This is a genomic window from Tessaracoccus massiliensis (assembly GCF_000826065.2).
Lineage (GTDB): Bacteria > Actinomycetota > Actinomycetes > Propionibacteriales > Propionibacteriaceae > Arachnia > Arachnia massiliensis_A.
In genome coordinates this window covers 492,007-505,669 of the sequence record NZ_LN623543.1, presented here as the reverse complement: position 1 = coordinate 505,669, position 13,663 = coordinate 492,007, and the positions used below count along the sequence as shown (strand labels likewise).

At 68.3% G+C, this 13,663-nt stretch carries 16 protein-coding genes; 6 read left to right on the top strand and 10 right to left on the bottom strand.

All coding sequences use genetic code 11. The features are described 5' to 3' along the window. Positions 1 to 122 precede the first annotated feature (122 nt). Positions 123 to 602, top strand: coding sequence for a DUF3145 domain-containing protein (locus tag BN1186_RS12885; protein ID WP_246043316.1), 480 nt, complete (start codon positions 123 to 125; stop codon positions 600 to 602). A gap of 326 nt (positions 603 to 928) precedes the next feature. On the opposite strand, the gene BN1186_RS12880 is transcribed toward BN1186_RS12885, so the two are convergent. The 9 genes from BN1186_RS12880 to BN1186_RS12845 all read right to left on the bottom strand — a co-directional run bounded on the left by BN1186_RS12880 (position 929) and on the right by BN1186_RS12845 (position 7,609). Next, complete coding sequence (locus tag BN1186_RS12880; RefSeq protein ID WP_218975480.1) at positions 929 to 1,327, bottom strand: type II toxin-antitoxin system VapC family toxin; 399 nt, start codon at positions 1,325 to 1,327, stop codon at positions 929 to 931. Further along, positions 1,324 to 1,629 (bottom strand): type II toxin-antitoxin system Phd/YefM family antitoxin, encoded by a 306-nt coding sequence (locus BN1186_RS12875; protein WP_218975479.1) that lies wholly within the window; start codon positions 1,627 to 1,629, stop codon positions 1,324 to 1,326. The genes BN1186_RS12880 and BN1186_RS12875 overlap by 4 nt, the downstream gene beginning before the upstream one ends. A gap of 11 nt (positions 1,630 to 1,640) precedes the next feature. Beyond that, positions 1,641 to 1,817 carry a hypothetical protein gene (locus tag BN1186_RS15615; RefSeq protein WP_180349081.1) on the bottom strand — a complete coding sequence of 59 codons (177 nt, stop codon included), beginning with the start codon at positions 1,815 to 1,817 and terminating at the stop codon, positions 1,641 to 1,643. Positions 1,818 to 1,934: 117 nt separating this feature from the next. Beyond that, the gene (locus BN1186_RS12870) at positions 1,935 to 2,771 is read right to left on the bottom strand and encodes a hypothetical protein (protein ID WP_040284409.1); all 837 of its coding nucleotides are present in this window, start codon (positions 2,769 to 2,771) and stop codon (positions 1,935 to 1,937) included. 20 nt (positions 2,772 to 2,791) lie between these two features. Then, positions 2,792 to 4,048, bottom strand: a complete 1,257-nt coding sequence (locus BN1186_RS12865; protein WP_040284408.1) for a beta-ketoacyl-[acyl-carrier-protein] synthase family protein — start codon at positions 4,046 to 4,048, stop codon at positions 2,792 to 2,794. Positions 4,049 to 4,157: 109 nt separating this feature from the next. Continuing rightward, entirely contained in the window at positions 4,158 to 4,403 is a 246-nt protein-coding gene (locus tag BN1186_RS12860; protein ID WP_040284407.1) for an acyl carrier protein, read from the bottom strand. Positions 4,404 to 4,446: 43 nt separating this feature from the next. Beyond that, positions 4,447 to 5,442: a beta-ketoacyl-ACP synthase III gene (locus tag BN1186_RS12855; protein WP_425471509.1), complete on the bottom strand. Its 996-nt coding sequence runs from the start codon at positions 5,440 to 5,442 to the stop codon at positions 4,447 to 4,449. Continuing rightward, a complete protein-coding gene (locus BN1186_RS12850; protein WP_040284406.1) occupies positions 5,439 to 6,365 on the bottom strand; it encodes an ACP S-malonyltransferase in 927 nt (308 codons plus the stop codon). The genes BN1186_RS12855 and BN1186_RS12850 overlap by 4 nt, the downstream gene beginning before the upstream one ends. A 155-nt stretch (positions 6,366 to 6,520) precedes the next feature. Beyond that, positions 6,521 to 7,609: a PucR family transcriptional regulator gene (locus BN1186_RS12845; protein WP_246043341.1), complete on the bottom strand. Its 1,089-nt coding sequence runs from the start codon at positions 7,607 to 7,609 to the stop codon at positions 6,521 to 6,523. 128 nt (positions 7,610 to 7,737) lie between these two features. Between BN1186_RS12845 and cobF the strand changes: the two genes are divergently transcribed. Next, the gene (cobF, locus tag BN1186_RS12840) at positions 7,738 to 8,466 is read left to right on the top strand and encodes a precorrin-6A synthase (deacetylating) (protein ID WP_052460153.1); all 729 of its coding nucleotides are present in this window, start codon (positions 7,738 to 7,740) and stop codon (positions 8,464 to 8,466) included. 163 nt (positions 8,467 to 8,629) lie between these two features. Further along, a complete protein-coding gene (locus tag BN1186_RS12835) occupies positions 8,630 to 9,382 on the top strand; it encodes a PHP domain-containing protein (protein ID WP_052460152.1) in 753 nt (250 codons plus the stop codon). A 1-nt stretch (position 9,383) separates the two neighbouring features. Here BN1186_RS12835 and BN1186_RS12830 read toward each other — a convergent pair whose 3' ends face one another. Beyond that, complete coding sequence (locus BN1186_RS12830) at positions 9,384 to 9,893, bottom strand: GNAT family N-acetyltransferase (RefSeq protein WP_040284404.1); 510 nt, start codon at positions 9,891 to 9,893, stop codon at positions 9,384 to 9,386. A 166-nt stretch (positions 9,894 to 10,059) separates the two neighbouring features. On the opposite strand from BN1186_RS12830, the gene BN1186_RS12825 reads away from it, so the two are divergent. From BN1186_RS12825 to aceE, 3 genes are all read left to right on the top strand, one after another. Continuing rightward, complete coding sequence (locus BN1186_RS12825; protein WP_040284403.1) at positions 10,060 to 10,524, top strand: thioesterase family protein; 465 nt, start codon at positions 10,060 to 10,062, stop codon at positions 10,522 to 10,524. Continuing rightward, positions 10,521 to 10,703 (top strand): hypothetical protein, encoded by a 183-nt coding sequence (locus tag BN1186_RS12820; RefSeq protein ID WP_040284402.1) that lies wholly within the window; start codon positions 10,521 to 10,523, stop codon positions 10,701 to 10,703. Before BN1186_RS12825 ends, BN1186_RS12820 begins: the two co-directional genes overlap by 4 nt. A 145-nt stretch (positions 10,704 to 10,848) precedes the next feature. Continuing rightward, complete coding sequence (aceE, locus tag BN1186_RS12815) at positions 10,849 to 13,608, top strand: pyruvate dehydrogenase (acetyl-transferring), homodimeric type (protein WP_082031412.1); 2,760 nt, start codon at positions 10,849 to 10,851, stop codon at positions 13,606 to 13,608. The last annotated feature ends 55 nt before the right edge of the window (positions 13,609 to 13,663 follow it).

The window sequence follows — 13,663 nt, the reverse complement described above, 5'->3', positions numbered from 1 at the left end:
TGAAACATGGGCACAATGGGGCGACCGACTGGCTGGGCTTGATCGCAGGGGAAGGCAATCCAGCCCAACCAGGAGGTACAACCACAATGAACGCTCGTACGTCGAGTAGCCAGGCGCGGGGGATGATCCTCATCCATTCGGCGTCGGCAGCGCTGTGCCCTCATGTCGAATGGGCGCTGGGCTCGGCCCTGGGCCGACGCCTCGAGTTGTCGTGGACGCCGCAGCCCGCCGAGCCGGGTGCGCAGCGCACCGAGTTCTCCTGGGAAGGGGCCCCAGGCTCCGGCGCCGTGCTGTCATCGGCGCTCAGGCAGATCGGCCACCTCCGCTTCGAAGTGACCGAGGAGCCGACGGCCTCCACCGACGGCCAGCGCTACTGCTTCACCCCCGCACTGGGGGCCTTCAACGCCGTCGTGGGCGTGCACGGCGACATCCTGGTGCCCGAAGACCGGCTGCGCCACGCCGTCGCCAACGACGCGCTGGGCGGCGAGCCCATCCACCACGCGCTCGAGCGCCTGCTGGGAGTGCCGTGGGACGAGGAACTCGACGTGTTCCGCCACGCCGCCGAGGATGCCCCGGTCCGCTGGCTGCACCAGGTCGTGTGACCGAACGCGACGAGCGCGCCCGGCGCTGGCTTGCCGGCGTGCTAGGCCGGGTCGATTCCATCGAGGTCGTCCGTGAGCGGGCCTGGGGTGCGATCTGGAAGGTGCGGGCCGCGGGGGGAGCTGTTCTCCCTGGAGGCCTGGGGCGAGCCCGCTCGCGCGGACGAGTTGGAATTGGCGATGCGCATGGCCAGCCCGCAGTGGATGCACGCCTGGCGTCAAGTCGCGGATGAGGACACCTTGGCTGAGTGGTCCGGATACCTCCGGCCGCTGGTCGACCGTATCGCCCTGCCGATCGAATGAGCAGGACGTGCCCTAGGTCGGTACAGCTAACCGGTCACCGGGTCGTGGACCGCCATCCCCATCAGGAGCGCCACCGACTTCATGTTCTCGTCGTGCGTGCACACCACGATGTCCTCGGTGCCGCTGCGTAGAGCAGATGCAAGGTGAATTGAGTCCAGCGTCTTGACGTGGGGTGCGATCGCTTCGGCTTCAAGCAGGACCGCATGATCGAGGGGGATCATGCCCACATGGTCGAGGATGGCCTCGCGTCTGGCCACCGGTTCCCCCAGCCGTCGCAGCACCCTCGTCAGTTCCGTGCGAAGCAGGCGCGATGAGATCACCTGCGTAGCTGGCTCGGCTGTGACGGCGTCAAACCATGAGGTGGCTGTGGGCGTCCCCACCACGACATGCACGGCGACCGAAGAGTCCAGGTAGTAGGTGCTCACCACTCGCCCTTGAGTTCCCCAATGAGCTCGTCCAGGGAGAGTTCAGCCGGCAGCCTGACCGGCGTCAGCGTGCCCGTGCGTGCACCACCCTGCTTCTTCGCCGGAATGATCGTTGCGGAAGAGGAGACGGGGACGACTCGAGCGATGACTCGGTTGTGTCTGGTCACGCTGTATGACTCCCCCATCTCGACAGCGTCGAGCATGTGTGTGGGGTTCTGTCGCAGTTCACCGACTGAGATGGACTTCATCAATGCAGGATAGTCAGGTTGTCTACAGAAATCTAGGTTTGGCATGGCGGCCATGATTCGTTACCTCACCCGATGGTGTAGACAAGACCGCAACCGCGCTCACGCATGTCGATGGCGAACCTCACAGGCACGAGTCCCCAGGCATCGGCGAGTGGGTCAGCAGCGATGAACCGCGCGGGGTTCTCCTGGGCTGCGTGTGTGTCTTCTGGAGCAACTGGATAGGCGTAGTAGCGAATTCCCATGGCTCGATTCTGGGTTGCCCGAGAAATGAACGGAAGAGGGAATCGCGCGCCTGTGGATTACTTGACCCGGGTGGGCGGCTGGGGCTGCGGCTGAGCGCGAGAGGGGGACGAGCCGCGTCAGGTGAGCCGGTAGTGGAGGCGCAGCACCGTGAACCTCCCGAGCCGCAGTTCGTGATCGGTGCGCAGCACGCCGTCGGCGTCGACGTAGAGATGGAACGCCTCGTGGATGGGGATGCGCCGCGCATAGTGGCGCCCTCCCATCTGGACGACGACGTACGTGCCCGGTTCGCCGAACCGCCCCGCCCCTGACACCAGCGACACGGAGCCGTCGGCGTGGTTGACCGGCGTCAGGTAGACCTGCACGTTGCCTGACTCCAGCGGGAACGACACGTGCACCAGCGGTTGAGGATGACCGGGCAGCGTCCCGACGGTATAGCAGCCGCTGAAGGCCGTCTCTCCGGTGGCCCTGATGGTGCGGATCCAGGCTGCGGCCCGCTGGGAGCCCTGGCCGTCCATCAAGGGGACCACCCGGTTGTCCATGCCGTGGGCGACGTCGAGCGGCCGGATGGGCAGCGCCAACTGCTGCACCCTGCGGCCGAACAGGCCGCCGATGATCGCGCCGAAGGGCTGGAAGATGGGGCTCCACTGGCTCCAGACGTCGAGCTGCCACCGTGCGGTGGACTCGTAGAAGGAGCGGACCGCAGCGGGCGTGTGATCCGCGAGGAACGAGGGGCCATCGAGGTCTGACAGCGACGGCAACAGGCCCGCATCGGGACGGGGATCCAGCCGCCACCCCCTGGGCCGGGCGAAGGCTTCGAGCCAGCTGTCGCCGACAACAGGGGAGGCGCTCGTAGGGGCGCCGAGCCAGCTGTGCTGGCCGTCGAGGTCGACCCTCCGGCCGGTGGCGCGCCAGAAGAGCCGGGTGGCGAGGTCGAGGAGGGACGAGGCTGGCACCGAGCCAGTCTAGGGACAGTTCAGGCGGTGACGTTCTCGTTGGTGACCACGACGGCGACGTTGTGGCCCCCGAAGCCGAAGGAGTTGTTGACCGCGGCAAGGTCCCCGTCGGGCAGCTTCCGGTTCTCCGTGGCCACGTCGATCCCCAGATCGGGCTCGATGTTGTCGACGTTGATGGTGGCGGGCACCTCGCGGTCCCTCAGCGCCAGCACGGTGGCCAGGGTCTCGAGCGCGCCGGCGCCGCCGAGGAGGTGGCCGGTCATCGACTTGGTGGAGTTGACCACCACGTGGTCGACGTCAGCGCCCAGTGCGTTGCGGATGGAGCCTGCCTCGGTGACGTCGCCCTGCGGCGTGGAGGTGCCATGCGCGTTGACGTGCACGATCTCCGAAGGAGTGAGCCCCGCCTCCTCAAGAGCGCGGGTCATGGCGAGGGACTGGCCGTAGCCCTCCGGATCGGGCTGCACGAGGTCGTGGCCGTCCGCCGAGATGCCGGCGCCGCGCAGCGTCGCGTAGATCTTCGCGCCACGGGCCTTGGCCGAATCGAGGCGTTCGAGCACCATCATGGCCGCGCCCTCACCGAGGACGAAGCCGTCGCGGCCCACGTCCCAGGGACGCGATGCGCGGGTGGGCTCGTCGTTGCGGCGCGACAGCGCCTGCATCTTCGCGAACGCACCGATGGGCAGTGGGTGGATGACGGCTTCGCCGCCACCGACCACGACGACGTCGGCGCGGCCGAGACGGAGCATGTCGAGGCCCCACGCGATGGCCTCGTTGGAGGAGGCGCAGGCGGAGACCGGGGTGTGGATGCCGGCGCGGGCGCCGATCCGCAGGCCCAGGTTCGCGGCGGGCGCGTTGGCCATCAGCATGGGGATGGTGAACGGGGAGACGCCGCGAAGTCCCTTCTCGTTCATGTTGTCCCACTGCCCCAGCAGGGAGTGCAGGCCGCCGATGCCGGTGGCGCAGACGACGCCCAGACGGTCGCGCTCGACGGCGTTGTCCTCGCCCAGGCCGAAGCCGGCGTCGGCCCAGGCCTCCAGGCCGGCCACGAGTGCGAGCTGCGTCGAGCGGTCCAGTTTGCGGGCCTCGACGCGGGGAAGGATCTCACCCGGGTCGACGGCGGCCTTGGCCGCGATCTGCACCGGGAGGTCTTTGGCCCACTCCTCCTCGAGGGCGACCACGCCGGAGCGCCCGGCGAGCATGCCCTCCCAGGTGCTGGCGACATCGCCGCCCAGCGGGGTGGTGGCGCCGATGCCGGTGATCACGATGGTGTCGGACATGTGTCTCCTCGGGGAGTGGGGTGCGTGAGGCTGAGGTGAGCGAAGCGTGGGAGGGGGGTCGGCCGGGCAGGCTTCTTCGTTACCTGCCCGGCTCAACCAGCGGCTGCGATCAGTTGGCAGCGCGCTCGATGTAGGCGACGGCGTCGCCGACGGTCTTGAGGTTCTTGGCGTCCTCGTCTGGGATCTCCATGTCGAACTTGTCCTGAAGGTCGTTGATGATCTCGAGCATCGACAGGGAGTCGACACCCAGGTCGTCGACGAACGACTTGTCGAGCGTGACGTCCTCGATGGCGTTGCCGTTGATGTCGTTGACGACCTCGGCGATACCGGCGCGGATCTCTTCAGTGCTGGCCATGATGGCTCCTTCTTCTTCTATTTCGGTGGGGTGGTGCTGGTGGTCAGGGGAGGAGGACGGTCTGCCCGGCGAACACGAGGCCCGCGCCGAAGCCGATGATCAGCGCGCTGTCGCCGCTCTTGGCCTCCCCGGATTCGAGGAGCGCCTCCATCGCCAGGGGCACGGAGGCCGCCGACGAGTTGCCCATGCGGATGATGTCGCGGCCCACCACGACGTCCTCGGGCAGCTTCAGATGGCGCAACATCGAATCTGTGATCCGGTTGTTGGCCTGGTGGGGGATGAACACGTCGAGTTCCTCGGGGGTGAGCCCGGAGGCCTCGAGGGTCTCGACGGCCTTCTCGACGATGGCGCCGGTGGCCCACTTGAAGACCTCGCGGCCATCCATGTGGATGTAGGGGTGGCCGTCAGCCTCGATGGTGCGCCAGTCGTCGATCTCGATGACCTCGTGCGCATCCGGCTTGGAACCCCAGACGGTGGGGCCGATGGCCGGCTCATCGGAGGGGCCGATGACGACGGCGCCGGCGCCGTCGGAGAACAGGAACGCGGTGGTGCGGTCCTCCAGGTTGGTGTAGCGCGAGAGCACCTCGACGCCCAGCACGACGACATGCCCGGCCGAGCCGGAGCGCACCAGGGACTCGGCGATGCCGACGCCGTAGCAGAAGCCGGCGCAGGCGGCCGAGATGTCGAACGCGGCCGGAGCCTCCATACCGAGCTTGGCGGCCATGATCGTGGCGAGCGACGGGGTCTGCATGAAGTGCGACACCGTCGCGACGATGATCGCGTCGATGTCGGAAGGCTGCAGACCTGCGCGCTCGATGGCCTTGGCCGCGGCCGCCAGGCCCAGCGACTCCGCGTCCTCGCCCTCGGCGGCCCAGCGGCGCTCCGTCATACCGGTACGCTGCTGGATCCACTCCGGTGTGGAGTCGATCATCGTGCACATCTCTTCGTTGGTGACGACGCGGCTGCCGCGGGCGCCGCCCACGGACAGGATGCGCGCGAACTGTGCGCCGGTTGAGGGTGTCAGTGCCACGGTGGTCACTCCGCTTCGGTGTGGTTGGCGACGAAGGCGCGTGCCTCGTCGAGCTGATCGGGGGTGTTGAGGTTGAACAACTCGACGCCCTTGAAGTTGCGCCTGGCGATCCCCGTCAGGGTCCCGGCGGGGGTGAGTTCCAGGAAACCGGTGACGCCGCGCTGCGCCATGGTCTCCATGCACAGGTCCCAGCGCACCGGGTTGGCGACCTGGTTGACCATGCGGCTCAGTGCCTCCTCGCCGGTCTCGACCACCGCGCCGTCGCGGTTCGACAGCAGTGTGGTGGTGGGGTTGCGGGGCGTGATGGCCTCGGCGACGTCGCGCAGGCGCGCGACTGCCGGCTCCATATGAACGGTGTGGAAGGCCCCGGCGACGCTCAGGGGGAACAGGCGCGCCCGCTTCGGCGTGGTCGCCGCCAGTTCCTCGAGTTGCTCGACGGTGCCCGCGGCCACGATCTGCCCCGAGCCGTTGTTGTTGGCCGGGGTGAGGCCCGCGGCCTCGATCGCGGCGAGCACTTCGTCGCGATCGCCCCCGATGACGGCGGTCATGGAGGTGGGGCGGGCGGCGGAGGCCTCTGCCATCGCCAGGCCGCGCTCCCGTACGAGGACGAGGGCGTCGTCGTCGGTGATCGCTCCGGCCAGCGCCATGGCGGCAAGTTCGCCGACGGAGTGGCCGGCCAGCGCTCCCACCTTCGCCACGTCGTCGCCGAGCAGCGCGCGCCCGGTCAGCAAGGCTGAGGCGACCAGCAGCGGTTGGGCCACTGCGGTGTCGCGGATGGTCTCAGCATCGGCCTGCGTGCCGTAGTGGGCGAGGTCGATCCCGCTGACGTCGGAGAGCCTGGCCAGTTGGTCGGCGAGGGCCGGGTCAGCGATCCAGGGGCAGAGGAATCCGGGGGTCTGGGCGCCCTGTCCGGGCGCGACGATCACAAGCACACGTCAACCCTGCCCGGTTCCGCCGCGGGACGCGGGATCGAATGTCACGAAAATCCCGGCACGGTCCTTGTCACTATCCGACAAGAGGCTCCCCGTTGGTACGTGGTGCACCTGCCTTCAGGTTTGTCGGGTGCGCTGAATTACGTCGGCGTCATTCAGGCGTTGAGGCGGCCCAAGGTGATCGCCATGCGTAGCACGTAGGCCTCGCGGGCGTCCGCCGGGTTGTAGCCGGTGACGTCCTGGATGCGCTTGAGGCGGTACCGCACGGTGTTGGGGTGCACGAACAGCGCGCGAGCGGTGGCCTCCATCGAGGAGCCGCAGTCCAGGAAGCCGACGCAGGTCTCGAGGAGTTCCTTGCTGGCCGCCAACGACGGGTAGATCTCGCCGGCCAGCGTGCGACGCGCGTGACCGTCGCCGGCCAGGGCGCGTTCGGGCAACAAATCCGACGCCAACAGGGTGGGAGGGCCCTCCGGCCAGGCCTTGGCGGCGCGGTAGCCGGAGGCCGCGGCCCTGGCGGAGCGCGGCGCGCCGGCGAGGTTGTCCGCAGTGGGGCCGACCACGACGGGCCCGGCCGCGAAGTGGTCGTGCAACTCGCCGATGCGCTCACAGGTCTCGACGGGGTCACCCACGCCGTCGCCTCCGAAGATGCACACGAGCCGGTCGCCCTGGAGTGCGGCGAGCATCTCCAGCGAGAGCTTCGCGGCTGCCCGGCGCAGCGTCTCCAGCACGTCGGTATCCGGCGCGCCGCCGATGGCGACCACCGCCTTGGAATCCGTGTCCCACCCCAGGGTGGAGGCCCGCGACATCACCGACTCGTCGGTCTCGGCACGCACGACGGCGTCGACGATGGTGGCCTCGATCCGAGAGTCCCACGCGCCGCGCGACTCCGCGGCTCGGGCGTAGATGGCCGCAGCCGCGAAGGCGATCTCCCGGGAATAGTGCACGATCCCCAACTGCAACGGCTGCCTGTCGCCGCGGGGGAGGAGGTGCTGGATCTGTTCCTCGACCACCTCGGTGGTGGTGCGCACCAGGTCCACCGTCTGCTGCAGCGTGATGCGCCGCGCCATCACGCGCGGGGCCGCGTCGAAGATGGATTCGGCGTCGAACGGTTGGCCGGAGAACCAGGTGACGAACCCGTCGATCCCGGAGCGGGCGAGGATGCCGATCCAGGAGCGCGACTCGGCGTCGAGCTGGTTGAACCAGTCATGCCGGGCCACCAGCGCGGTGAGGGTGGCGGTGTTCATCTCAGAGGTGGCCGCCGTCAACCGCTTCAGGATTCCGGAGCGGGCGCGGGACGACGAGACGAGCGCGGGCGCGGTGCCAGGTCGGGGGTCCATTCCCCCAGCCTAGTGCTGTGGCTAGGGTGGTGCCTGTGAGTCGCGAGGTGTTGGTCATCGGCATGGGTCCCGGCGGTTTCGGCCAGCTGACGCTGGACGCCGTCGAGGCGATGAACCGCGTCGACGTGTTCCTGGTGGCGGATCAACCCGAGGACAACTCTGACCTGGTCTGGCGGCGCAGCGAGTTCATCCGGCGCCATGTGAAGCGCCCCCACCGGATCATCACGGTCCTCAACCCGGCACAGGAATCGGCCGGTTCCGAGCTGGACGAGGCCCGCCGGAACACATACCAGCAGCTGATGGGCGGCCTCCCCGACGGCAGCGTGGTCGGGTTCCTCGCTTGGGGGGATCCGGCGCTCTACGACTCGATCCTGCGGGTCATCGACGCGCTGCGCGCCCAGATGGCGCTGCGGGTCAAGGTGATCCCCGGAGTCAGCGCGCTGCAGGTGCTCGCCGCGGCACACCAACTGGCGCTGACCGGCTCGCCTGTACACCTGACAACCGGGGCCCGCCTGCTGGGGGAGTATCGCCCGGAGCTGGGCGACGTGGTGGTCTTCGACGACGCCGAGCTGGCCTGCCGCGGATTGGTGCAGGAGTTCCCGGACCTGGAGATCTACTGGGGCGCCTACCTCGGCTCCGATGACGAGGTGCTGGCCAACGGGCCGCTCGGCAAGGTCATCGACGAGATCGCCGCCCTGCGCGCCCAACTCGCCGGGCACCACGGGTGGGTGCACGACACCTATCTGCTGCGCCTACCTGCCTGAGACCGAAACGCGGGACGGGTACCCCAGGGGTGGCCCGGTCGCTAGCTTCTTCGCGGTGCTGGTCAGCTATCGGTACCTCAAACACGATCCGACGTTGCGGGCTGGGAAGGCGGACGTCGACGCCTCATGGCCGATGGGGTGCGCGAGCCGTAGGCTGACGCCCATGGCGGAATCCGAGGCTGACGGCATGCGTTGCCGTGGCGACCTGCACACCCACACCACCTGGTCCGACGGCGGCGCGAGCCTCGCGGAGATGACCGCCGCCGCGGAGGCCCTCGGGCGCGAGTACATCGCCGTCACGGACCACTCGCCGCGGCTGAAGGTCGCCCGGGGCCTCAGCAGGGAGAGGCTGTTGGCCCAATGGGAGGAGATCGCCGAGGTGCAGCGGGAGCGCGAACTGCGCATCCTGCGGGGTATCGAGGTGGACATCCTCTCCGACGGTGGGCTCGACCAGGGCTCAGACCTGCTCGCTCAACTTGATGTCGTGGTCGCCTCCGTCCACCACCGGCTGGACGACGACGCCGACACGATGACCCGCCGCATGGTGGCGGCGGTGGCCAACCCGCACACCACGGTGCTGGGGCACTGCACCGGACGGAAGCGGCGTTCCGACGGCACGTGGCGCGGCGAGTCGCGCTTCGACGCCGAGATGGTCTTCGCCGCCTGCGAGATGTTCGGGGTGGCGGTAGAGATCAACTCGCGGCCGGACCGCGCGGACCCGCGACCCGAGTTGCTGGAGTTGGCCGACGAGATCGGCTGCCTGTTCGCCATCAACACCGATTCCCACGCGCCGGAGCAGCTGGAGTACCTCCCGCTCGGCGAGGCCAGAGCCGCCGAGGCGGGCATCCACCCGGACAGGATCATCACCACCTGGCCGGTCGACGAACTGTTGCGCCACGCCAACCGGCACCGCTGAATCAGGGGAGCTGCCGCAGCACCATCTCATGCTCGCGCTCGGATTCGTCGTTGGCGTAGGGCGTGGTGACCCCAGTCTCCGTGAAGCCCAGTCGCCGGTAGGCGGCCCGCGCCGCCGTCGCATCCTGGTGGACATCCAGCCACAGTGCGTCGTGGCCCATGCCGCGCGCCCAGCCGGACACCTCGTCGACGAGTCGCTTGACGAGGCCTGTGCCACGGTGGCGGGGCGTGACGTAGACGCTGAGCAGATAGGCCCGTGGCGGCTCGTAGTTGCCGAAGACCCGCCCACAGGCCTGCCCCACCCAGTGCCCGCCGACGTCGACGGCCCCGATGGTGGTCGAATCCGGCGCGAGATGACTGAGCAGCCTGGTACGCCACCTGTCGTCATCCCACCGCTCAACCGTGGCGATGGTGTCGATGAAGGCTTTGGGGGAGTCTGCCAGCATCTCGAGCCGCAGGTCCCGTGCCTGCGCCCATTCCTGGAGCCTGGCCCGACGTACCTCAACTGCCATGGCCGCATCCTACGCATGCACCCTCCGGGCCGCATGGGCTGAACTGGCAGGCTGCCCAGGCGCGTGATGACGCGATGGGGACGGTGGCGGTCCCAGGGAGATGATCCCTCCCGCAAACCAGTCGTTTCGGCGGTCACGTCGGGCCGCGGCCGTTAAACTGAGCAGCATGTTGGATTCGATGAAGGTGGGCATCACCGGCACCCTCAGCGTCGTCGTCGATGAGTCGCTCACCGTGCCCGGGGTCAGCGACAAGTACCCCCGTTTCGATGCGATGCCACAGGTTTTCGCCACCGGTTTCATGGTCGCCTTCGCCGAGTGCGCCGCCATGGAGGCGATGGCCGAGCACTTGGAGGAGGGGGAGGACTCGGTCGGGATCGAAATCGACGTCACCCACAGCGCCCCCACTCCGGTGGGCATGGAGGTCAAGGCGTTCGCCGAACTCGTCGAGGCCGACGGTCGTTTCCTCACGTTCCGCGTCGAACTGCACGACGAAGTGGGCCTCATCGGCGCCGGCTTGCACAAGCGCGCTGTCATCAACCGCGCCAAGTTCGACGCGTCAGTGGAGAAGCGCCGCATGTCGGTTGTGCGGGCTGATCCTCCGAAGGAACCCGAGACCAAGGAGTCACCATGACCGAACCCATCGACCGCCGCGACTTCAGCAAGCACCCACTGGACGAGGGGGCGCGGCACCAGGGCGTCGACCCCGATGGCGACGCACTGCTCGACCGCGAACCTGATGAGGACCTGCGTCTCGGCGATGCCGGCCGCCCACTGGGTGACACCAGCGACGCCGAGGAGCCTGACGCGTGATCTGACGCACGGCCCCGCATCCGGTGGAACGCGCCCAGCGTGTGGCGGGGCAGATAGGCTGAACTTAAGGATCGGCTGCGCGCGCTAATGTTGAGCCACTGCGCGCCAGGCGCCCTTGACCTGCCGACATCGAGAGGAATACTTCGTGAGTCAGAACGAGGCCGGACCCATTCTCAATGGGCTGCCCACCAATCTGCCCGATATCGACCCCGCGGAGACCGCCGAATGGTTGGAATCCCTCGACGGTGTGATCGATGCGGGCGGTCGTCACCGCGCCCGCTACGTGATGTTGAAGCTGCTGGAGCGCGCTCGCGAGCGCCACATCGGTGTGCCGTCGCTGACCGGTACCGATTACGTCAACACGATCCCCGCCAGCCGCGAACCTGCCTTCCCCGGCGACGAGACGCTTGAGCGCGGCATCCGCCGCCTGCTGCGTTGGAACGCGGCCATCATGGTGCATCGCGCCCAGCGCCCCGGCATCGGCGTCGGCGGCCACATCGCCTCCTACGCCTCCAGCGCCACGCTCTACGAAGTGGGCATGAACCACTTCTTCCGTGGCAAGGACCACCCCGGCGGCGGAGACCAGATCTTCTTCCAGGGCCACGCCTCGCCCGGCATGTACGCCCGCGCGTTCCTCGAGGGCCGCCTCGACGAGCACGACCTCGACGGCTTCCGTCAGGAGAAGAGCCACTTCGTCGACGGCGACCTGCGCGCGCTGCCCAGCTACCCGCACCCGCACCAGCTGCCGGATTTCTGGGAGTTCCCCACGGTGTCGATGGGCCTGGGGCCGCTCAACGCCATCTACCAGGCGCAGTTCAACCGCTACCTGCACAACCGCGGCATCAAGGACACCTCAGACCAGCACGTCTGGGCGTTCCTCGGCGACGGCGAGATGGACGAGCCCGAATCGCGCGGCGCGCTGCAGCTCGCCGCCAACGAGGAACTTGACAACCTCACCTTCGTGGTCAACTGCAACCTGCAGCGCCTCGACGGCCCGGTGCGCGGCAACGGCAAGATCGTCCAGGAACTCGAGGCGTTCTTCCGCGGTGCCGGTTGGAACGTCATCAAGGTCGTCTGGGGCCGTGGCTGGGACCCGCTGTTGGCCAACGACCATGATGGCGCGCTCGTCAACCTGATGAACGCCACCACCGACGGCGACTTCCAGACCTTCAAGGCCAACGACGGCGCCTACGTGCGCAAGCACTTCTTCGAGCGCGACCCGCGCACCGCCGCCATGGTCAAGGACTGGAGCAACGACGAGATCTGGCGCCTGTCGCGCGGCGGCCACGACTTCACCAAGGTGTACTCGGCCTACAAGGCCGCCACGGAGTTCACCGGCGCGCCCACCGTGATCCTCGCCCACACCATCAAGGGCTACTTCCTGGGTAAGCACTTCGCCGGCCGCAACGCCACGCACCAGATGAAGAAGCTGGCGCTCGACGACCTCAAGGGCTTCCGCGACCGCGTGGACGCGCCCATCACCGACGCCCAGCTCGAGGAGGACCCGTACAGGCCTCCGTACCTGCACCCGGGCCAGGACGACCCGCGCATCCAGTACCTCCAGGCCCGCCGTCGGGAACTCGGCGGCTACCTGCCCGAGCGCCGGGGGGACCGCAAGTTCATCTCGCTGCCCGCTGACAAGGCCTACGACTCGGCGCGCAAGGGCTCCGGCAACCAGCAGGTCGCCACCACCATGGCGTTCGTGCGCCTGCTGAAGGACCTCATGCGGGACAAGGAGTTCGCCCCGCGCGTGGTGCCGATCATCCCGGATGAGGCCCGCACGTTCGGCATGGACGCGTTCTTCCCCACGATCAAGATCTACAACCCGCACGGGCAGAACTACACCCCGGTCGACAACGAGCTGTTCCTCAGCTACCGGGAGTCCAAGAACGGGCAGATCCTCCATACCGGCATCAACGAGGCCGGTTCCGTCGCCGCATTCTCCGCGGCGGGTACGGCCTACGCCACGCACGGCGAGCCCATGGTGCCCATCTACGTGTTCTACTCGATGTTCGGCTTCCAGCGCACCGGCGACGGTATCTGGGCGGCGGCAGACCAACTGGCCCGTGGCTTCATGATCGGCGCCACCGCAGGCCGAACCACGCTGACCGGTGAGGGCACCCAGCACATGGACGGCCACTCGCCGCTGCTGGCCTCGACCAATACCTCGGTGGTCGCCTACGACCCGGCCTACGGCTACGAGATCGCCCACATCGTCAAGGACGGCCTCAACCGGATGTACGGCGAGAAGCCCGAGGACATCATCTACTACCTGACGGTGTACAACGAGCCCATCGTGCAGCCCAAGGAGCCGGAGGGCATCGAGGTCGAGGGCATCATCCGCGGCATGTACCTGCTCAAGGAGGGCAGCTTCGAGGGCGTGGCCGACGACGCCCGCCGCGCCCAGATCCTGGCTTCCGGCGTGGGCGTCCCGTGGGCGCTCGAGGCGCAGGAGCTCCTCAAGAAGGACTACGGGATCGTGGCCGATGTGTGGTCGGTCACCTCGTGGGGCGAACTGCGCCGCGAGGGCCTGGAATCCGATGAGAAGAAGTTCGCCGATCCGTTCGGCGAGCACGACAAGATCTGGATCGAGCAGAAGCTCGAATCCCGCCCCGGCCCCGTCGTCGCCGTCAGCGACTACATGCGTGCCGTGCCGGACCAGATCCGTCAGTGGGTGCCCGGCAGCTACACCACGCTGGGCGCCGATGGCTTCGGCTTCTCGGACACCCGGGCCGCCGCGCGTCGCTTCTTCCACATCGACGGCCCCTCGGTCGCGGTGGCCGTGCTGCAGCAACTCGCCGCCGACGGCGAGGTGCCGCAGGAATGGGCCACCGAGGCCTTCAAGAAGTACCGCCTCGACGACGTCACCGCGGGCACCTCGGGCAACGCCGGGGGCGATGCCTGAGCGAAATCGGTGAGCGAAACGCACGGAAGAAGGCGGGGCCGGTCCATGGGACCGG